Source organism: Streptomonospora halophila, from assembly GCF_039542725.1.
Lineage (GTDB): Bacteria > Actinomycetota > Actinomycetes > Streptosporangiales > Streptosporangiaceae > Streptomonospora > Streptomonospora halophila.
On the sequence record NZ_BAABIK010000032.1, the window covers coordinates 1 to 19,312 of the forward strand.

General features: G+C 73.7%; 17 protein-coding genes. 6 read left to right on the plus strand and 11 right to left on the minus strand.

The genetic code is table 11. The annotated features are described in order from the left end of the window. Positions 1-120 precede the first annotated feature (120 nt). Positions 121-888, minus strand: coding sequence for a TetR/AcrR family transcriptional regulator (locus ABEA15_RS21600; protein ID WP_344148637.1), 768 nt, complete (start codon positions 886-888; stop codon positions 121-123). 166 nt (positions 889-1,054) lie between these two features. On the opposite strand from ABEA15_RS21600, the gene ABEA15_RS21605 reads away from it, so the two are divergent. Next, positions 1,055-3,286 carry an MMPL family transporter gene (locus ABEA15_RS21605; protein WP_345558635.1) on the plus strand — a complete coding sequence of 744 codons (2,232 nt, stop codon included), beginning with the start codon at positions 1,055-1,057 and terminating at the stop codon, positions 3,284-3,286. Between the two features lie 61 nt (positions 3,287-3,347). Here ABEA15_RS21605 and ABEA15_RS21610 read toward each other — a convergent pair whose 3' ends face one another. The 3 genes from ABEA15_RS21610 to ABEA15_RS21620 form a co-directional block, all read right to left on the minus strand. After that, positions 3,348-3,905, minus strand: a complete 558-nt coding sequence (locus ABEA15_RS21610) for a hypothetical protein (protein WP_345558636.1) — start codon at positions 3,903-3,905, stop codon at positions 3,348-3,350. 203 nt (positions 3,906-4,108) lie between these two features. Then, the gene (locus ABEA15_RS21615) at positions 4,109-6,238 is read right to left on the minus strand and encodes a 3-hydroxyacyl-CoA dehydrogenase NAD-binding domain-containing protein (protein ID WP_345558637.1); all 2,130 of its coding nucleotides are present in this window, start codon (positions 6,236-6,238) and stop codon (positions 4,109-4,111) included. Further along, positions 6,235-7,437 (minus strand): thiolase family protein, encoded by a 1,203-nt coding sequence (locus ABEA15_RS21620; protein ID WP_345558638.1) that lies wholly within the window; start codon positions 7,435-7,437, stop codon positions 6,235-6,237. The genes ABEA15_RS21615 and ABEA15_RS21620 overlap by 4 nt, the downstream gene beginning before the upstream one ends. A 389-nt stretch (positions 7,438-7,826) precedes the next feature. Here ABEA15_RS21620 and ABEA15_RS21625 point away from each other — a divergent pair, with 389 nt between their 5' ends. Continuing rightward, positions 7,827-8,177, plus strand: a complete 351-nt coding sequence (locus ABEA15_RS21625; protein ID WP_345558640.1) for a hypothetical protein — start codon at positions 7,827-7,829, stop codon at positions 8,175-8,177. A gap of 57 nt (positions 8,178-8,234) precedes the next feature. On the opposite strand, the gene ABEA15_RS21630 is transcribed toward ABEA15_RS21625, so the two are convergent. The 3 genes from ABEA15_RS21630 to ABEA15_RS21640 form a co-directional block, all read right to left on the minus strand. Beyond that, entirely contained in the window at positions 8,235-9,104 is an 870-nt protein-coding gene (locus ABEA15_RS21630; RefSeq protein WP_345558642.1) for a tetratricopeptide repeat protein, read from the minus strand. Between the two features lie 267 nt (positions 9,105-9,371). Continuing rightward, positions 9,372-10,652 (minus strand): HRDC domain-containing protein, encoded by a 1,281-nt coding sequence (locus tag ABEA15_RS21635; protein ID WP_344148616.1) that lies wholly within the window; start codon positions 10,650-10,652, stop codon positions 9,372-9,374. 153 nt (positions 10,653-10,805) lie between these two features. Further along, on the minus strand, positions 10,806-11,387 hold the full coding sequence (locus tag ABEA15_RS21640; RefSeq protein WP_345558644.1) for a DUF3000 domain-containing protein: 582 nt from the start codon (positions 11,385-11,387) through the stop codon (positions 10,806-10,808). Positions 11,388-11,865: 478 nt separating this feature from the next. Between ABEA15_RS21640 and hemE the strand changes: the two genes are divergently transcribed. Further along, a complete protein-coding gene (hemE, locus tag ABEA15_RS21645; RefSeq protein WP_344148698.1) occupies positions 11,866-12,834 on the plus strand; it encodes a uroporphyrinogen decarboxylase in 969 nt (322 codons plus the stop codon). A 57-nt stretch (positions 12,835-12,891) separates the two neighbouring features. On the opposite strand, the gene ABEA15_RS21650 is transcribed toward hemE, so the two are convergent. Further along, positions 12,892-13,953 carry a DUF4349 domain-containing protein gene (locus tag ABEA15_RS21650; RefSeq protein ID WP_345558646.1) on the minus strand — a complete coding sequence of 354 codons (1,062 nt, stop codon included), beginning with the start codon at positions 13,951-13,953 and terminating at the stop codon, positions 12,892-12,894. 256 nt (positions 13,954-14,209) lie between these two features. On the opposite strand from ABEA15_RS21650, the gene hemG reads away from it, so the two are divergent. Next, positions 14,210-15,706 (plus strand): protoporphyrinogen oxidase, encoded by a 1,497-nt coding sequence (hemG, locus tag ABEA15_RS21655; protein ID WP_345558648.1) that lies wholly within the window; start codon positions 14,210-14,212, stop codon positions 15,704-15,706. Continuing rightward, the gene (gene hemQ / locus ABEA15_RS21660; protein WP_345558650.1) at positions 15,703-16,413 is read left to right on the plus strand and encodes a hydrogen peroxide-dependent heme synthase; all 711 of its coding nucleotides are present in this window, start codon (positions 15,703-15,705) and stop codon (positions 16,411-16,413) included. The genes hemG and hemQ overlap by 4 nt, the downstream gene beginning before the upstream one ends. A gap of 88 nt (positions 16,414-16,501) precedes the next feature. Here the strand turns inward: hemQ and pssA are convergent, their stop codons facing one another. The 3 genes from pssA to msrB form a co-directional block, all read right to left on the minus strand. After that, complete coding sequence (gene pssA / locus ABEA15_RS21665) at positions 16,502-17,272, minus strand: CDP-diacylglycerol--serine O-phosphatidyltransferase (RefSeq protein WP_345558707.1); 771 nt, start codon at positions 17,270-17,272, stop codon at positions 16,502-16,504. 79 nt (positions 17,273-17,351) lie between these two features. Next, positions 17,352-18,020 carry a phosphatidylserine decarboxylase gene (locus ABEA15_RS21670; RefSeq protein WP_344143577.1) on the minus strand — a complete coding sequence of 223 codons (669 nt, stop codon included), beginning with the start codon at positions 18,018-18,020 and terminating at the stop codon, positions 17,352-17,354. Between the two features lie 129 nt (positions 18,021-18,149). Then, positions 18,150-18,572: a peptide-methionine (R)-S-oxide reductase MsrB gene (gene msrB / locus ABEA15_RS21675; RefSeq protein ID WP_344143578.1), complete on the minus strand. Its 423-nt coding sequence runs from the start codon at positions 18,570-18,572 to the stop codon at positions 18,150-18,152. A 202-nt stretch (positions 18,573-18,774) separates the two neighbouring features. On the opposite strand from msrB, the gene ABEA15_RS21680 reads away from it, so the two are divergent. Further along, entirely contained in the window at positions 18,775-19,209 is a 435-nt protein-coding gene (locus ABEA15_RS21680; RefSeq protein ID WP_345558652.1) for a hypothetical protein, read from the plus strand. Positions 19,210-19,312 lie beyond the last annotated feature (103 nt).

Below are 19,312 nucleotides of genomic sequence, written 5' to 3' on the forward strand. Positions count from 1 at the left end.
AAACAGGCAGTCAACTCCTTGGCTCACAGAACGACATGGCTACGATCCGACTTGTGACCGGGAGCGGCCGGGCGAGCGCGGGCGTCGAGCAGTCGGGGGAGCGGGCGGCCGCGGCGGGGCTCAGCCGGCCTCGGGCGGGCGGTAGGCCACGCCCAGGCCGGCGGCCAGATCGCGCAGCTCCGCCTCGAAGAGGGCCTCCATGTCGTCGGAGACGAAGCCCAGGTGCTGGAAGACCTCCATGCACACGATCCCGTAGAAGCGCACCCAGCAGCTCAGCAGCACGCGCACGGCGCCGGCCGAGGCGCGGTCGCCGCTGAACCCGGTGAGGCTGGCGAAGGCGTCCAGCTGTGCGCACAGGGCGGGCGAGGCCTCCGGCTCGTCGGGGACGGTGAAGCGCCCTTCGGCGATGAGCCGGTCGAACAGGGCGACGAAGGTCGACGCGAACCGCTGGCCCGCCTCGGCGGCGGGGCTCTCCTCGGGCGAGGACGCCGGCGGCGTGCCGGCCGGGCCGAACAGCAGTGCGAACTCGGGCCGGTTGGCCAGCCCCCACGCGCGCACGGCGCGCAGCGCGGCCAGCAGGCGGCCGTCGGTGTCGGGCTCGGGCTGCGCGGCCTCCGCCGCGTCCACGGCGGCACCGAGCTCGGCGAAGAGCTCGGCCTGCAGCGCCTCCAGCAGGTCGTTGAGACTCGCGAAGTAGCGGTACAGGCCCGGCGCGGTCATGCCCATCTCCCGGGCGATGGCGCGCAGGGACACGCCTGATGCCCCGTGGGCGGTCAGGTGCCGCCGCGCGATCTCCTTGATCTCGCGCGATGTGGCCTGGCGCACACGTTCGCGCCGAGAGCCCGAAGGTGCGTTCTCGACCTGGTGAAATGCGGGCTGTCTGGTCAAACCTCGTCCTTCTCGGCCCCCGCCGGGCGTTCCGGGAGGCCGTGTAGGAGATTAGTGTGGCGGAACAGGCGAACCGTGAACAGCGTGTTCTCCGGTGAACGTCGTAATCCGCTAACGGTGTTCACGTTTCTCCCACTCTACGTTGCGCGACGATGGGGAATAGGACATGTTCGCAGCTCTCGGCCGCTTCGGCTACCGGTGGCGGATCACGGTGCTCGCCGCCACGGCGGTGTTCGCCGCATTCTCCGCGTTCTGGGGGACCGGCCTCTTCGGCGCCGTCAGCGACGGCGGGTTCGAAGCGCCCGGCGCCGAGTCCTCCCGCGCGAGCGAGCTGCTGGCAAAGGAGCTGGGCCACGACGCCGTCGACGTCGTGGCCGTCTACCGCAGCGACGAGATCCGCATCGACAACCCCTCCTTCGCCGCCCAGATCGAGAAGCTGCGCGAGGACCTGCCCGACGACCGCATCAAGTCGATGCAGACCTATCTCGACGACGACCTCAGCAGGACCGAGCGCGGCATCCTGGTCTCCGAGGACCGGCACGCGACCTATGTGCCCATCACGCTGGCCGGCGGCTCCGACGCCGAGCGCATGCACAACTACGAGGCGATCAAGGAGGAGCTGGACGCCGGGCCGCTGGACACCAGCCTCGGCGGCGAGGTCGCCATCCAGCAGGAGCTCTCCGCCAAGGCCGAGAGCGACGTGGTGCGCGCCGAGCTGATCTCCCTGCCGGTGCTGCTCGTGCTGCTGGTGACGATCTTCGGCGGCGTGGTCGCGGCGCTGATGCCGCTGGCCGTCGGCGGGCTGGCGATCCTGGGTTCGCTGACGCTGCTGCGCGCGCTCACCCACGTCACCGAGGTCTCGGTGTTCGCCGTCAACGTCGCCACGATTCTGGGACTGGGCCTGGCCATCGACTACGGGCTCTTCATGGTCAGCCGGTTCCGCGAGGAGCTGGCGCGCGGTGCCGAGGTCGGCGAGGCGGTGCCGCGCACCCTGTCGACCGCCGGGCGCACCGTCGCCTTCTCCGGGGTCACGGTGATGATCGCCTTCGCCGGGCTGCTGTTCTTCCCCCAGCCGATCCTGCGCTCCATCGGCCTGGGCGGCATCGCCGTGGTGCTCTTCGACGTGCTCGCGGCCCTGGTCGCCCTGCCCGCGCTGCTGTCGGTGGCCGGCCGGCGCATCGACGCGCTGCGCCTGTTCGGCCGCCGCCGGCGCCGCGCGGCGCTGCAGGAGGCCGGCGGGCAGCAGGGCCGTACTCCCGAGGCCCGCCACCGCCAGGGCGGCTGGGCGCGCCTGGCCCACAGCGTCATGCGCCGTCCGGCGCTCTACCTGGTCACCGTCGGCGCGGTGCTGCTGGTCTTCGCCTCGTCGCTGGCCTACACCGAGCTGGGCTCCACCGACCAGCGCTACCTGCCCCAGGAGGCCGGCAGCCGCCAGGCCATGGAGTCGCTGCGCGAGGACTTCCCGGCCGGGGGCATCGGGCGCATCGACGTCGCCGTCACCGGCGGCGCCGGCCAGGAGGCCCTGTCCGACTTCGCCGACCGCCTGGGCCGGCTGGACGGCGCCGAAGCCGCCGAGGTCGCCCGCACCGGGGACGGCGTCGCGCACATCACCGTGGCCTACGAGGGTGACGCCGACGACCCGGCCACCGCCGAGCTGGTGCGCGACGTCCGCGGCGCCGCACCGCCGCAGGGCGCCGACGAGGTCCTGGTGGGCGGGGCCGCCGCCATGCAGATCGACAACGTCGCCGCGATCGTCGACGCTCTGCCCGCGACTCTGGTGTTCGTGGTGGCGGTGACGCTGGTACTGCTGTTCCTGGCTTTCGGATCGGTCGTGCTGCCCGTCAAGGCCGTGGTGATGGGCGCGCTGTCGCTGGGCGCCTCGCTGGGTGTGGTCGTGTGGGGCTTCCAGGAGGGCCACCTCTCGGGCCTGCTGGACTTCACCGCGGTCGGCACCATCGACCCGACGTTCATCGTGCTGATCGTCATCATGGCGTTCGGCCTGGCCATGGACTACGAGCTGTTCCTGCTCAGCCGCGTCCGCGAGGAGTTCGCGCGCACCGGCGACAACCCGCACTCGGTGGCGACCGGGCTGCAGCGCACCGGTGGCATCATCACCAGCGCCGCCGTGCTGCTGGTCGTCGTGCTCGCCGCGATGGGCACCTCCGACCTGCTCTTCCTCAAGATCATGGGAATCGGGCTGGCCATGGCCGTGGTCGTCGACGCCACGCTGGTGCGCGCGCTGCTGGTGCCGGCCACCATGCGGCTGCTGGGCCGCGCCAACTGGTGGCTGCCCGCGCCGCTGCGCCGCCTGCACGACCGGATCGGCATCACCGAGGGCGAGGACACCGGCGAGGAGGAGCCGCGCGACCGCGAGCGCGAGCCCGCGCGGGTGGGCTGAGCCGGCGGGCACCGCCGGCGCTCGGGAGGCGCGCGGGAGGCGCGCGAGAGGCGCGCGCCGCTCAGACGTGGTCGCCGCGGGGATCGCGGAGGTCCTCGAAGCGCAGCCCGGGCCGGTGGGCGTGCGCGGCCTCGACGATCTCGTCGAGGCTGTGGTTCCAGGTGGGCCGCACACGCACGGCGTGGTCGGTTCGCCAGGGCGGCGGTGTGCGGAACGGCCGGTCGGCCTCGCTGGTGGGCACGAAGTCCAGGTAGTGCATGCTAACCGTGCCTCCGCGGTGGGGCACGACCTGGGTGCAGGCGCGCAGCAGCGCGACGTCGCGCCAGGGCAGCACGATGTCCTCGCGGGCCGAGCGCGGCCAGGGCGCGGGGAACCGCGCCGCCTCGCCGTCGAGCACCAGGACGGGGCGCGGCGAGAGCAGGCGGGCGATCGAGACGACGCCCGCTCCGCCGAACACGAGGACCGCCAGGAAGCCCATGACGACGTCGACCAGGCCGCCGCGCAGCATCAGGGCGACGCCGGTGCCGGTGAACACGGTGCATGCGACAGCCAGCCACGCCCCCTCCCACGTAACGCGGAAGCGGTTGGTGAGGACGAAGGGTGCCGTCGCGCCCGCCATGCCCCCCAGCATAGGACTTCAGGCGCCGTGCGTCTCGGGTGCGGGCGGGGGAGCCGCGGGACAGCGGAGCGGAGGAGGGGCGGGAGAGGACCGGCGCGGGCGCGTTCGGCCTCGGAAAACGCCCGGTCCGCGGCGCGCGGTGCGCGCCGGCGGTGCCGGTCCCGCGGCGGAGCGCAGGACCGGCCCGTGCCGGGGCGGGCGGGTCAGACCGCCTTCGGGCCGTCCGGGTGGAACCGGGCCCCGTTGACCTTCTCCGCGATGCCGGAGCGGTCCAGGTAGGGCGTGATCCCGCCGAGATGGAAGGGCCAGCCGGCCCCGGTGATCAGGCACAGGTCGATGTCGGCCGGCTCGGCCACCACGCCCTCGTCGAGCATGATGCGGATCTCGCGGGCCAGCGCCTCCAGCGCCCGCTGCTTGATCTCCTCCTCGCCCGAGGCGTTGTCGCCGCCGCCGGCGAACATCTTTCGCACCTCGGGGTCGATCTGGAGGTCGGAACCGAAGATCTCCGTCCGGCCCGAATCGACGAGCCGGCGCAGCTGGCCGGAGACGCCGAAGCGGTCCGGGAACGCCTCGTGCAGCGTCTCCGACACGTGCAGGGCGACGGCGGGGCCCACCAGCTGCAGCAGCATCAGCGGCGACATCGGCAGTCCCAGCGGCGCCACCGCGCGGTCGGCGGCCTCGGGCTCGGTGCCCTCCTCCACGGCGCCGAGCACCTCGCCCATGAACAGGGTGAGCAGCCGGTTGACGACGAAGGCGGGCGCGTCCTTGCACAGCACGGCCGTCTTCTTCAGCTGCTTGGCGGTGGCGAAGGCGGTCGCCAGGGTCGCGTCGTCGGTGCGCTCGCCGCGGACGACCTCCAGCAGCGGCAGCACCGCGACCGGGTTGAAGAAGTGGAAGCCGACGACCCGCTCGGGGTGGCGCAGCTTCGCGGCCATCTCGGTGACCGACAGCGAGGAGGTGTTCGTGGCCAGCACCGCCTCCGGCGAGACCACCGCCTCCACCTGGGCGAAGACGTCCTGCTTGACCGACATGCGCTCGAAGACGGCCTCGATGACGAAGTCGGCGTCGGCGAAGGCGTCCATGGTCAGCGAACCGCTGACCTGGGACTTGAGCCGGTTGGCCTTGTCGGCGCTGACGCGGCCCTTGGCCAGCAGCTTGTCCACCTCGCCGTGCACGTAGTCCACGCCGCGGTCCAGCCGCTCCTGGTCCAGGTCGGTCAGCACCACCGGCACGTCCAGGCGCCGGGCGAACAGCAGGGCGAGCTGGCCGGCCATCAGGCCGGCGCCGACCACGCCGACCTTGGTGACCGGGCGGGCCAGCGACGGGTCGGGCGCGCCGGCAGGGCGCCGCGCGCGCTTCTGGTTGAGGTCGAAGGCATAGAGGCCGGCGGTGAGCTCCTCGCTCATGATCAGGTCGGCCAGCGCCTCGTCCTCGGCGGCGAAGCCCTCGTCGCGGCTGCGGTCCTTGGCGGCCGCGACCAGCTCCAGCGCGCGCACCGGCGCCGGCGCGGCGCCGCGCAGCTTCCCCTCCAGCATGAAGCGGGCGTTGTCGATCGCCTGGTCCCAGGCCCGGCCGGTGTCGACCTCGGGCCGCTCGACCGTGATCTCACCCTTGACGACCTGCGCGGCCCAGCGCAGCGACTCCTCGACGAAGTCGGCGGGCTCGAACATCGCGTCGGCGATGCCCATCGAGCGGACCTGGGGGCCCTTGATCGTCTTGTTCTGGGCAAGCGGGTTGTCGATGACGATCTTCAGCGCCTGCTCGGCCCCGATGAGCCTGGGCAGCAGGTAGGTGCCGCCCCAGCCCGGCACCAGGCCCAGGAACGCCTCCGGCAGCGCGAAGGCCGGCACGCCCGAGGACACGGTGCGGTACCGGCAGTGCAGCGCCGCCTCGACGCCGCCGCCCATGGCCGCGCCGTTGACGAAGGCGAAGGTGGGCACGTCCAGCTCGCCGAGCTTGCGGAAGACGTCGTGGCCCAGCTTGGCCACCGCGTAGGCCTGGTCGCGGTTCTGCACCTGCGGTACGCCGGTCAGGTCGGCGCCCACAGCGAAGATGAACGGTTTGCCGGTGACGGCCACGGCGGTGATGTCGGTGCGGGCGCGCGCGGCCTCGATCGCGTCGTCGAGGCTGAGCAGCCCGGCCGGGCCGAAGGTGTTGGGCTTGGTGTGGTCGTGCCCGTTGTCCAGGGTGATCAGCACCGCCTTGCCGGCGCCGTACGGAAGCTGGACGTCGCGGGAGAGCGCGCGGGTGACCACCTCATCGGCGAAGACCTCGCGCAGGGCCTCACGGGAGACGGGGGCGCCGCCCGCGCCCCGCTCGTCGGTGCCGCTCACTTGGCGCTCCCTTCCCAGTTGGTGTTCTCCCAGAGCACGGTCCCGCCCATGCCCATACCCACGCACATGGTCGTGAGGCCGTAGCGGACGTCGGGACGCTCGGCGAACAGGCGCGAGAGCTGCATCATCAGCCGCACGCCCGAGGACGCCAGCGGGTGGCCCAGCGCGATCGCGCCGCCCCACGGATTCACGCGGGCGTCGTCGTCGGCGAGGCCGAAGTGCTCCAAGAAGGCCAGGACCTGCACGGCGAAGGCCTCGTTGATCTCGATCAGGCCGATCTCGTCCATGCTCATGCCCTGCCGCCGCAGCAGGCGCTCGGTGGCCGGCACCGGACCCTCGCCCATCACCTCGGGGTCGACCCCGGCGAAGGAGAAGTCCACCAGGCGCATGCGGGCGTCCAGGCCCAGGTCGGCGGCGACGTCCTCGGCGGCGATGATCGCGCCGGTGGCGCCGTCGTTGAGACCGGCGGCGTTGCCCGGCGTGACGTTGCCGTGGGCGCGGAAGGGCGTCTTCAGCCCGGCCAGGCCCTCCAGCGTGGTCTCGGGGCGCGGCGGCTCGTCGGCGGTGGCCAGCCCGTAACCCCGCTCGGCCGAGCGTACGAGCACCTCGACCAGGTCCTGCTGGATCCTGCCGTCCGCGTAGGCCTTGGCGACCTTCTCCTGGCTGCGCAGGGCGTAGGCGTCGGCCCGCTCCTTGGTGATGGAGGGGTAGCGGTCGTGCAGGTTCTCCGCGGTGTTGCCCATGACCAGGGCGGAGGGGTCCACCAGCTTCTCCGAGAGGAAGCGCGGGTTGGGGTCGACGCCCTCGCCCATCGGGTGGCGGCCCATGTGCTCGACGCCGCCGGCGATGGCCACGTCGTAGGCGCCGAAGGAGATGCCCGCTCCGCTGGTGGTGACGGCCGTCATCGCGCCCGCGCACATGCGGTCGATGGCGTAGCCGGGGACGCTGCGGGGCAGCCCGGCCAGCAGCGCGGCGCTGCGGCCGATGGTCAGCCCCTGGTCGCCGATCTGGGTGGTGGCGGCGATGGCCACCTCGTCCACACGCTCCGGCGGCAGGCCGGGGTTGCGGCGCAGTAGCTCGCGGATGACGCGCACGACGAGGTCGTCGGCGCGTGTCTCGGCGTAGAGGCCCTTGCCGGCCTTGCCGAACGGAGTCCTTGCTCCATCGACAAAAACGACATCGCGGGCAGTTCGCGGCACGATTTGCCCTCCTGGTTCCAACGGACGGGTGACCGGTACGAGCACATGCTACTCGCCGGTAACTAGTGCGGCGAGCAGGGCCCGCGAGCGCCGCCGTGTCCGAGAAAAAACCGCGCCCCCGGCGGGAGGGGGGCTCCCCGTGTCCGCATCCGGCCACCTCCGGCGCCCCCGCACGCCGGTCCGCAAGAACCGCTGTCCCGAGCCCGAGCTTGAGCGGCTACTCAGGGCGGCGGAGCGAAATAGCCGGAGAACCGGAGGCGGAAAGCATTTCCGAATGCACTCTCCGTGTCCGAGGGGGTGCTTCAAGGCGATCGCTTCGGCGCCTTCAGGCCCCGACCCGAAGAACACCATCCGACAGCTTCGGCGGAGCACCTGCTGGGAGGACTGACGTGAAGTACCACATCGCGATGGCCCTCAGCTTCACCGCCGCCGGCGGATTGGCGGCTTCCGGCACGCCGGAGAGCTTCGACGCCTTCGTGGACCGCGTCGCCGACGAACTCTTCGATCTCGAAGCCGCCATGGGCAATGTCCACGACCCCGGCGTCGCCGGTCGGCTCACCGATCGCAGGATGTCGATCACCCTGGTGATCGAAGCCCGCACGCCGGAAGACGGCGCTCCGTTCTTCCTCACCACCGTGCGTACCGCTCTGCACGCCGCAGGCGCGGGTACCGGCAATCGGCCGGCCTTCGAGCCGGCTCAGGCCCCGGCCGCCGGCGGGGTCGAGCTGACGGCTGCGTAGGTGCCGCTCCGGTGGCGGCCCTCGGCTTGAGGGCCCCGTGGGCGGGAGGGGGCCTGGTCAGAAGAGGGCGGCGGCCTCGCGGTGGCGGCCCAGGGCGCTGAGGGCGCCGGCCAGGTCGCGGCGCATGCGCAGGGTCAGCATGCGGATGTCGGGGTCGCCCGCCGCCGAGAGCCCGTTGAAGTAGGCCGTACGCAGCGTCTCGACCGCGTCCTCCAGGCGCCCCGCCTGCGTGTAGGCGCGGCCCAGCCGGTGCTGGACGAGGAGGTGGTCCAGGTGGCGCGCGCCCAGGCGGCGGCGCCGCTGGGCCAAGACCATGCGCAGCTGCTGGATGCCGTCCTCGTCGCGGCCCACGGAGGCGCAGGCCAGGCTCAGGCCCAAGCGCAGGTCCTCGCGCGCCTCGGGGACTCCCGCGTCCTCGATGGCCTTCTCGTAGTGCGCGATCGCCGCGTCGTAGCGCCCGCTCTTGCGGTAGTTGATGGCCAGCCGGCTGCGCGCGGCGACCGTGTCGCCCGCCACCGGGCCAAGGTGCTCGTCGCGGCGCTTGAGCAGGGTCTCCCACTGCTCGGCGGCGTCGGCGTGGCGCCCGGAGTCCTCGTAGCTCCAGGCCAGGTTCTCCCGGATGACGTCGGTTTGCCCGTGGTCCTCGCCGTAGTGGACCGCGGCGTCGAGCAGGGCCTGCTCGAACTGGGCGACGGCCGCCTCGCGCCGGCCGATCTGGGCGTACTTGCTCGCGAGGTTGTTGCGCGAGGTGATGGTGCGCGGGTGGTCGGAGCCCAGGGCGGCGACGTGCTCCTGCAGGATCTGCTCCAGCGCGGCGGCGCGCAGCGCCGGGGTGCGCCCGTGCTCTCCGTCGGCCGAGCGGGTGGAGGTCCCCGGCTCAGCGGGAGCGAAGCCGGCCCTGTTCAGCAGTGAACGCCAGAACGCCATAAGCCTCACCCCCCAATCGGTAACACCGCTCGCACGCCACGGAACCTCGCCACTTCGCATCAAGAACAGCACGATTCCATAACATAATCCGCCCTCCGGTTGATGCGAGATAAAGGCGCGGGGTCCCGAGTGGTGATCTAAGCCACAATTCGCCTCATCAGCGTAAACAGGGGGTTTAACAACGCCATCGACGGACAAAGGAGCGACCCGCCGTACCCGAGCGGGTACGAGCAGGCGCGCGAACGCGCGGAGCGGGCCGCCGACGGCTCAGTCGGCCGCCCGGCGCAGCGCCTCCGCGAGCCGTTCCGCGGTGAGGCCGACCTGCCACTCGCGGGCGTGGTGCTCGCGCAGGTGCTCGGCGACCGACCCGGCGTCGGTGTGCTCGGGCGGCGACCAGGCCAGCCGGCGGACGGTGTCGGGCTGCAGGAGGTTCTCCGCCGGCATCGCGATCCGCTCGGCGACGGCCGAGAGGTCCGCGCGCACCGCCTCCAGGCGCCGCGCGGCGGCGGGGTCGCGGTCGGCCCAGCGGTTGGTGGCCGGCGGGCCGTCGCCCGGGGCGCTGGGCTGGGGCAGCTCGGCCGCCGGCATGCCGCGCACGCGGTTGACCGCCTTGAGCCAGTTGGGGACGTACCGGCGGGCCAGCCGCACGCTGAACGGCTTGATCGCGGTGAGCTGCGGAGCGGTGGCGGGCATCGCCGTCGCGGCCTCGACGATCGCGGAGTCGGGGAGCACCCGGCCCGGCGAGATGTCGCGCTCGCGGGCGATGCGGTCGCGCTCCAGCCACAGTTCGCGCACCACGCCCAGTCCCCGCTGGTTGCGCACCCGGTGGATGCCGGAGGTGCGGCGCCAGGGGTCGGGCCGGGGCTCCTTGGGCGGGGCCTGGAGCACCCAGGAGAACTCCTCGCGCGCCCATTCCAGCTTCCCGGCCTCCTCCAGCTCGCCCTGCAGCGCGTCGCGCAGGTCCACCAGGACCTCCACGTCCAGCGCGGCGTAGGTCAGCCAGTCCTCGGGCAGCGGGCGCACCGACCAGTCCACCGCCGAGTGCTCCTTGGCCAGGCGCAGCCCCAGGACGCGCTCCACCATCGAGCCCAGGCCCACCTTCTGGTAGCCCAGCAGCCGCCCGGCCAGCTCGGTGTCGAACAGCCGGGCGGGCTTCAGCCCGACCTCGCTGAGGCACGGGAGGTCCTGGTGCGCGGCGTGCAGCACAGTCTCCACACCGGACAGCGCGGCGTCCAGGCCCGACAGGTCCGGGCAGGCCACCGGGTCGATCAGCGCGGAGCCGGCGTCGGCGCGGCGCAGCTGGACCAGGTAGGCGCGCTGGCCGTAGCGGTAGCCCGACGCCCGCTCGGCGTCGACGGCCACCGGTCCCGTGCCCGCGGCGAACGCCTCGGCGACCCGGTCCAGGCGCGCGGAGTCGGCGACCACCGGCGGCAGCCCTTCGCGCGGTTCGCGCAGCAGCGGCGCCTCGGGTTCGGCCTCCTCGCGCGCATCGCCCTGCCCGTTGTCCGGATCGGGGGTACCTGTCTTCGAGTTCAGCACGTTCGCCACCCCTCCACGGTATGCGCTCGCCGCGCCGCGGGCGCGCCCGGAGCGCGCTTGCGCGGACGCGGCACGGTGACCGGCCCCGCGGCGGTCGGCCGGTGCGCGCGGCCCGGACGCCGCTGCGGTGGGGGTTCGGGCCCTATCAGAGCGCCGGTGCGCTCACCCCTCGGCGCGCCCGCGCCGCTGGGTGATATCGGCGACGTCGACCGGCGGGAGGCCCGCGGCGGCCGACAGCAGGTCCAGCCACACCTCCATGTCGGCCGACAGCTCCTCCGCGTCGGGCGACCACGAGGCGCGCAGCTCCAGTTCGGTGGTCACCGGCTGGTCGGCCTTGTCGGCGAAGCCCTCGGTCGTGGCGCGGGTGACGGTGCCGCTGAGCCCGCGGTGCGGGGCCCCGCGCCCCTCCAGCGCCTCGGTCAGCCAACTCCAGGCGACCTGGCCGAGCAGGGGGTCGGCGGCGATCTCGGTCTCCAGGTCGGCACTGACCCAGACCACGACGCGGAAGGGGGTGGGCCAGTCGCGGGTGCCTTCCGGGTCGTAGAGGACGATCAGCCGGCCGAACGCGGCGTCCTCGTCCTCGGAGCGGACGGTGGCCGACATGGCCACGGCGTGCGGGGCGAGGCGCTTGGGGGCGGGGATGTCCTCGACCGCGATCTCCGCTCGGACCGCGGGTGCGCGCAGACTCTCGACCGCTCGTCGGAACGCGGGTGGCGCGTCATCGACCCTACCGAGAGGGGGCATGATGGAAACGACAGCCTTAATCTTGTTTGCGGGGCACTGGCAGCACCGGAGACCGCGACCCGTGCGCCTGGAAAGCTGACGGACGCACGTCCGCGGCCCGCCGCCGAAGCAGAGCGCACCGGAGGTTGCGGCGCGTGACGGCGGGTACCCCATGACGGTGGCACGAGTCACGGGCCATCACGCGGAGTTTTTCCGGCGTGTCGGCCATTTGTAATGATCTTGGGACCGGGCGCGGCGGGGGGTCGGCCGCGAGGCAAGCGGGCCGGCGGCGCGCCTCGACCGCCGAGCGGGTGCGCGGAGTTCCGGGGCCGGGCCGCCCGCCGCCGCGCGCGCCTCCACGGCCGGATCGGTCCGGGGCCCCGCGCGGGTCCGCGGAGCGGACACGGGCGCTCCGCGCGCATGGCACGATCGAGGTGTGACGCTGCACGACTCTCCATTCCTCCGCGCCTGCCGGCGCCTGCCGGTGCCGCACACGCCGGTGTGGTTCATGCGCCAGGCGGGGCGCTCACTGCCCGAATACCGCAGGGTACGCGCCGACGTGCCCATGCTCGACGCGTGCGCGCGGCCCGACATGATCGTCGAGATCACGATGCAGCCGGTGCGCCGCTACGACGTCGACGCCGCCATCTACTTCAGCGACATCGTCGTGCCCCTCAGGGCGATCGGCATCGACCTGGACATCAAGCCCGGCCTGGGACCCGTCGTCGACGAGCCCATCCGCGGCGCCGAAGGGGTCAAGCGGCTGCGCCCGCTCGAACCCGGCGACGTCCCCTTCGTCACCGAGGCCGTCGGCGAGCTGGTGCGCGAACTCGGCGACCGCCCGCTGATCGGCTTCGCGGGCGGACCCTTCACCCTCGCCTCGTACCTGATCGAGGGCGGGCCCTCCAAGAACCACGAGCACACCAAGGCGCTGATGTACGGCGACCCGCAGCTGTGGGCCGACCTGATGCAGCGCCTGGCCGCCATCACCGTGGAGTTCCTCCGCGTCCAGGCCGCCGCCGGAGCGGGCGCGGTGCAGCTGTTCGACTCCTGGGTGGGCGCGCTCAGCGCCGACGACTACCGCGAGTCCGTGCTGCCATACACCGCCTGGATTTTCGAGCGCCTGGCCGAGCTGGACGTCCCGCGCATCCACTTCGGCGTGGGCACCGGCGAGCTGCTCAGCCTGCTCAGCGAGGCCGGCGCCGACGTGGTCGGCGTGGACTGGCGGGTGCCGCTGGACAAGGCCGCCCAACGGGTGCAGCCGGGCACCGCGCTGCAGGGCAACCTCGACCCCGCGACGCTGTTCGCGCCCTGGGACGCGGTCGCCCGCCGGACCTCCGACGTCCTCTCCGCCGGTTCCGCGGCCGAGGGCCACGTGTTCAACCTGGGCCACGGCGTGCTGCCCGACACCGACCCGGACGTCCTCGCCCGCCTGACGGAGTACGTCCACACCGCGACGGCCCGCTAGCGGCGGGACCCCGGTGCGCCGTCCGGGCGGCCGGGGCCCCGAGTAGGGGACGTGCCTTCAGTCGGAGCCGGTGCCACGACCGCCGTCGGCCGGGGGCCCGCTGCCGGGTCGGCCGCGGCCGCCGTCCTCGGGCGCGCCGCCGTCGGCGTCGTCCGCCCGGGAGCCGGCGCCCGCGTCCGGGTCCGGGCCGCCGGCAGGTCCCGCGCCTTCGGCCTCTCCGCTGTCCGGCCCCGACCGGTGCGCAGCGCCGACCGCGGTCGGCACCGGCTCCGCGCCCGCTCCCCGGGCGGAGCGCCGGCGGCGCCACAGCAGCCACGCCGGCGTGCCGACCGCCGCGCCGAGCGCGACGAACGGCAGCAGCCAGCCGACCGCGACAGAGGCCGCCTGCGCGACGTCCACCAGTGCCCGCCAGCCGCGCAGCAGGCCGCCGAGGAATCCGATCGAGTCGTCCGCCGGCTCCTCCACATACGTCTCCGGCGGCGCCAGATCCAGACGCACGGTCCCGTAGGAGGTCTGCTGGGCGAGGGACTCCTGGCGGGCCTGCAGCGCCTCCAGGTCCTGCTGGCGCGTGCTGATCTGCTCCTCGACCGCCAGCACGTCCTCCACGGACTCGGCCTCGTCGAGCAGTTCGCGCAGCCGCTCCAGGGACGCCTCGGCCGACTCCACCCGGCTGTCGACGTCGGCGACCTGCTCGGTGACGTCCTCGACCCTGCGGTCCAGGCTGGACCGGGTGCCCAGGCCGGCCAGCTCCTCCAGCGCCTCCTCGTAGCGCTTCTGCGGCACGTGCAGCGTCAGCGAGGCGTGCGGAGGGCTGCCCTCGGTGGTCTGCACGTTCTCCGCGGCGACGTAGCCTCCGGTCGACTCCGTCCAGTCGACGGCCTCCTCGGCCGCTCCGCGCACGTTCTCGACCTCGACCGAGAGGTCGGCGGTGTGGACCAGGTCGCGTTCGGCGACGGGCACGTCCGCCGCGAGCTGCGAACCGGGGCCGTCCCCGGCCGCGTCCCCCTGCGCCTGGGCGCCGGGCTCGGCGGGGGCGGCCCTCTCGCCGCTCCCGCCGTCGGCGGAGCCGGCCGACGACGCGTCGCCCGCGGATCCCCCCGAGGTCGTGCAGCCGGCCAAAGCAGCGACTACGGCCAGGAGAGCCGCGGCGGCGGCGCGCGCCGTCCGGCTCCGATGAAGCGGTGGAGCGTGTGCGTGTGCGTGTGCGTGTGTGGGAAGCATGGCCGTTGGACGCCCGCCCCCGAAGGCCGCGTTTCGGCAGCCGGGTTGCGGCTTGGTCACGTCCGCTCCCCGGCGCACCGCGCGCCGCCGCGGTCGCAGAAGCCACACACCGACCCCGCGCACACCGCCGCCGGGCATCTGGAAAGCTGGGAGCATGCAGCGCAGACAGCACGTCGTCGTCGTGGGTGCCGGGGTCTCGGGGCTCACCGCCGCCTACCGGCTGGGGCGCGCAGGAGCCGAGGTCACCGTGCTGGAGGCGGCGCCGCGCGCGGGCGGCAAGCTGTACGCCTCGCCGGTGGCCGGCGTCCCGGTCGACGCCGGCGCGGAGTCGGTGCTGGCGCGCCGCCCCGAAGCGCTGGACCTGATCGACGAACTGGGGCTGGCCGACCGCGTCGAGCACCCGGCGCCGCTGCCCGCCGCCATCTACAGCCGCGGCCGCCTGCGCGCCTTTCCCCGGGGCCAGGTTATGGGCGTGCCCGGCGATTTGGCCGCGCTCGCCCGCAGCGGCGTGCTGTCCGTTTCCGGCGTGCTGCGCGCCGGCCTCGACCGCGTACTGCCCCGAACCCGATTGGAGGGCGACCCCACGGTGGCCGGCTACATCGGCGCCCGGATGGGCGGCGAGGTCGTCGAGCGCCTGGTCGAGCCGATGCTGGGCGGCGTCTACGCCGGGCGCGCCGAGCGGCTCTCGCTGGACTCCACGCTGCCCCAGCTCGCCCCGCTGGCCCGTGAGGAGCGCTCGCTGGCCCGCGCCGTGCGCCGCGCGGCCCGGCAGCAGCGCGCGCAGGCCCGCCCCGGCGCCCCCGCCTTCGCCACCCTGCGCGGCGGGATCGCGACACTGGTCGACGCCCTGGCCGCCGGAAGCGGAGCACGCGTCGAGACCTCGGCGACCGTGCGCAAGCTGCAGCGCGCCCCCTCCGGCGGATGGACGCTCACCGTCGGGGCCGCGGCGCCCGACGCCCCCGCCTCGGCGCCCCGCGAGGTCGCCGCCGACGCCGTCGTGCTGGCGTGTCCCGCGCCGGCCGCCGCCAGGCTGCTGCGGCCCCTCGCCCCGGCCGCCGCGGACGGGCTCGCGGGAATCGAGTACGCGAGCATGGCCGTCGTGACCCTGGCCTACCCCCGGGCAGCGTTCTCCCGCCCGCCCTCCGGCAGCGGCTTTTTGGTGTCGGCCCGCGAAGGACTGAGCATCAAGGCCGCCACCTTCAGCAGCCTGAAGTGGCCGTGGCTGGCCGAGGCGCTGGAGGGGGCCGGCCGCGACGCGCGCACGGTGCTCGTGCGGTGCTCGATCGGGCGCGCGGGGGAGGAGGCGCGGTTGCAGCGCAGCGACGACGAGCTCGCCGCGGCGGCCGCCGCCGACCTCGCCGCCGTCTGCGGGATCACCGGGGCCCCCGCTGAGCAGCGGGTCACCCGCTGGGGCGGCGGGATCCCCCAGTACGACACCGGCCACGCGGCCCGGGTGGAGCGCATCCGGGCCGGGGCGGCCGGCCTCGGCGGCGTCGCCGTATGCGGCGCCGCCTACGACGGGGTGGGAATCCCCGCCTGCATCGCCGGCGCGTCCCGCGCCGCCGAGGACGTCCTGGCGCCCGCGCCCGGCCCCGCCGGCGGAGGAGCGCAGGCGCCCACGAGAACCGACCCGACAAGGAGCCATCCGTGACCACGGGGCAGCACAGCCAAGGCGCGGACGACGCGCAGGACCTCAACCAGCTCATCCGCTACACCATGTGGTCGGTGTTCAAGGCCGGCGACCTCTCCGGCGCGGACCGCGGCGCCGCGGGGGAGGAGCTGGCCGCGCTGTTCGACGGTGCGGAGCAGAAGAGGGTGACCACGCGCGGCTGCTACGACGTGCAGGGCTTCCGCGCCGACGCCGACATGATGTTCTGGTGGGTCGGCGAGACCAGCGAAGCGGTCCAGGAGATGTACGCGTCCTTCCGCCGCACCCGGCTGGGCCGGCTGAGCACGCCGGTGTGGTCGGTGGTGGGCCTGCACCGCCCGGCCGAGTTCAACCGCAGCCACGTCCCGGCCTTCCTCGCCGGCGAGGAGCCCCGCGAGCACCTGTGCATCTACCCGTTCGTGCGCTCCTACGAGTGGTACCTGCTGCCCGACGAGGAGCGCCGCGCGATGCTGGCCGAGCACGGCAGGATGGCCGGCCCCTACCCCGACGTGCGGGCCAACACGGTCTCGACCTTCGCGCTGAGCGACTACGAGTGGATGCTGGCCTTCGAGGCCGACGAGCTGCACCGCATCGTCGACCTGATGCGCCACCTGCGCGGCGCCGAGGCGCGCCGCCACACGCGGCTGGAGGTGCCGTTCTACACCGGCCGCCGCAAGAGCCCGGCCGAGCTGGTCGAGGCGCTGGCCTGAGACCGGCCCCGGGCGGGCGGCGCCGAGCGCCACCGCCCGGGCGGCGGGCGGCCGGGGAGCCCCGGCCGCCCGCCGCGGCGTTCGTCCCTCAGTCCGCGGGGCCGCCCGGCGGCGGCAGAGGGCTCTGGGGCACGCTCAGACGCGCGTGGCGGCGCGTGGTGAGCAGGTAGACCGGTACGGCCGCCAGGAGCACCAGCACGAGGCTGGAGCCGGAGTACAGCAGCGCCGTGCCGGCGGGCGCGTCCATCGCCCAGGCGGTCAGGCACGCGACGCTGCCCGCGATCCACACCAGCACCGCGTAGGCCATCCGCCCGCGGGGCTTGGGGTACTCGATGCGGCTGACCATGAGCCAGGCCACCGCCACGACCGCCGCCGATCCCAGGAGCACGGGCGGGTCCAGCAGCACGACGGTGATCACGGCCATGGCGCCGAAGGGGCTGGGCAGCCCGGTGAAGTTGCCGCAGCCCGGGCTCTGGCAGGAGAAGCGCGCCAGGCGCACCACGACCGCCAGCAGCACCGCGGCGGCCGCCGCGACGGGCAGCGCCCCTCCGCCGCCGAGCGTCCCCCAGGCCACCACGAAGAACGCGGGCGCGAACCCGAAGCTGATCACGTCGGCGAGGTTGTCCAGCTCGGCGCCCATACCGCTGCCGCCGAGCCGGCGCGCCACCCGCCCGTCGAACAGGTCGAAGCCCGCGGCGACCAGCAGCAGCACCACCGCCGCGGCGACGGCGCCGCGGTCCAGCGGTCCGGTGCCTCCGCCGGCCAGGTGCGCGGACTGGGCCGCCGCAAGCTGCCAGACCGCCATGAAGCCGCACAGGGCGTTGCCCAGGGTCAGGTAGTCGGCGACGGCCAGGCGCAGCCGGGGCGCGGGCGCACCGGCCGCGGCGGCGCCGGCGACGGCCGCCGCATGGAGCCCGTCCGGGCCTGCAGCGGCGGGATCAGTCGCGGTCGAGGCGGGTTTCTCCGGCTCGGACCTTCTGCCCGACCTCCACCGCCGGGGCGACCCCGGCCGGAAGGTAGACGTCGACGCGTGAGCCGAAGCGGATGAGGCCGATCCTCTGCCCCTTCTCCACCTTCTTCCCTTCAGTGAGATACGGGACGATACGCCGGACCATCGCGCCGGCGATTTGAACGACCGTGACCTCACCGATCTCGGTTTGGAAGGTCCAGATGACGCGCTCATTACGCTCGCTGTCCTTGTCGAATGCGGGTCGGAAGCCGCCGGGCCGGTGCTCGATCCGGGTGACCGCCCCCTCCAACGGAGCACGGTTCACGTGCACGTTCAAGGGGTTCATGAACACGGCGACGCGGGTGCGGCCGTCGCTTCGGGTGTCGATGAACTGCACGACGCCGTCGGCGGCGCATGCGAACCCGGCGCCGGCGGCGACGCGGTCGGGGTCGCGGAAGAACCACACCATGGCCAGCGCCAGTGCGCCCGCCGGAACGGCCGCGAACAGCAGCGCGGGGACAGCCGCTGATGCGGCGGCCAGGATGAGGACCAGGGCGAACGCGGGCAGCAGCCACGGCGCCGAGCCGCGGGCCATGCGGACTCGCAGGAGTCCCGGAGCGCGGACGGGGGCCGGGGTCTGCCGGTCGTGTTCGGTCATCGCCAACTTCCATCGAGGGCGGGGGCCGGGCCCGCGCCGTGCGCTGCCGCGCGCGCATGTGCGGGCGCAGCGATCGTAACGGCTGGAGGAACGGGGATCACCAGCCGAGTGAATCCATGAAGGAGGATGTTATTGCACTGAGTCGTCTGCCTCCAGCGTGAGGGCCACGGAGTTGATGCAGTATCTGGCGTCGGTGGGGGTGTCGTACCCCTCGCCGTAGAAGACGTGTCCGAGGTGGGACTCGCAGGCGGCGCAGCGCACCTCGGTGCGCACCATGCCCAGGGTGCGGTCCTCGTGCAGCGTGACGGCCTCGCTCTGGGCGGGGTCGAAGAAGCTCGGCCAGCCGCAGTGGGACTCGAACTTCTCGCCGGAGCGGAACAGCTCGGCGCCGCAGGCGCGGCAGCGGTAGACGCCGGTGGCCGAGGTCGAGACGTACTCCCCGCTCCAGGGGCGCTCGGTGGCGCCCTGGCGCAGCACGGCGAAGGCCTGCGGGTCGAGGACCGCCCGCCACTCCTCCTCGGACTTGTGCACGGAGCCGGTCTTTTCATCCATACCGGTGACGGTACCGCTCCTCCCACTTCTTCGCCCGGTCGAGGGGGTTATGGCCGGTCACTCCCGGGCCAACACCCCATGGGCCGATGAAAGGTCATTTCTTCACCGCTGGGAAGTTCGCCGGAAAGGTCGCCGGGTACGGAACGTAGTGAGGCTACTGGCAGCCGGGAGTGTGACAATGCTGGTTTCGTATCGACAGCCATTGATCCACCGACAGCCGCTCCATGTGGGGTGGCCCCGCTACTACCGCCTCTGGATCGATCACCAGCTCGTCCGGGTCCGCCGAGGAATCCGGCCGGGATGGACGGCATTCGCCGCAGCCGCCTCCGAGGTCGTCTGGGTCACCCGGCTCACCGCCGGGGCGATGGCCCTGCGTGCGGCCCGGATGCGTCCGGGCCCGTGGACCGACGGGAAGCTGCTGGCGCTGCTCACGGTGGTCGCATTGGGATCGTTGGCCGTCGCCGGCGTGCTGGGCTATGCCCTCAGCCGGTGGGTGGCGAGCGGTCCGGGCGACGTCTTCCCCGCCGCGGGCGGGGCGGTCGCCGTCGGAGGAGCCCTCTTGGTCCTGGTCTTCGTGGTCTTCGCGTCGGTCGACGGAGACCGCTCCAGGGCCGGCCCGACAGAGGGCGGGCGGTAGGTTCAGGCCCCGGCTCGCCCAGCGGGCCGGGGCCGTCCTCTCCCGGCCCGCCGAGCGGCACGGCACCGCGCCGGCCGGCGGGCGCCGCAGGTTCTCTAGCGAA

What these genes read in the sequence shown, in the direction of transcription:
- msrB (WP_344143578.1), bottom strand. Translation starts at nt 18,572, where the DNA reads ATGGATGAAAAGACCGGCTCCGTGCACAAGTCCGAGGAGGAGTGGCGG.
- ABEA15_RS21630 (WP_345558642.1), bottom strand. Translation starts at nt 9,104, where the DNA reads ATGGCGTTCTGGCGTTCACTGCTGAACAGGGCCGGCTTCGCTCCCGCT.
- ABEA15_RS21640 (WP_345558644.1), bottom strand. Translation starts at nt 11,387, where the DNA reads ATGCCCCCTCTCGGTAGGGTCGATGACGCGCCACCCGCGTTCCGACGA.
- ABEA15_RS21610 (WP_345558636.1), bottom strand. Translation starts at nt 3,905, where the DNA reads ATGGCGGGCGCGACGGCACCCTTCGTCCTCACCAACCGCTTCCGCGTT.
- hemG (WP_345558648.1), top strand. Translation starts at nt 14,210, where the DNA reads ATGCAGCGCAGACAGCACGTCGTCGTCGTGGGTGCCGGGGTCTCGGGG.
- ABEA15_RS21670 (WP_344143577.1), bottom strand. Translation starts at nt 18,020, where the DNA reads ATGACCGAACACGACCGGCAGACCCCGGCCCCCGTCCGCGCTCCGGGA.
- ABEA15_RS21605 (WP_345558635.1), top strand. Translation starts at nt 1,055, where the DNA reads ATGTTCGCAGCTCTCGGCCGCTTCGGCTACCGGTGGCGGATCACGGTG.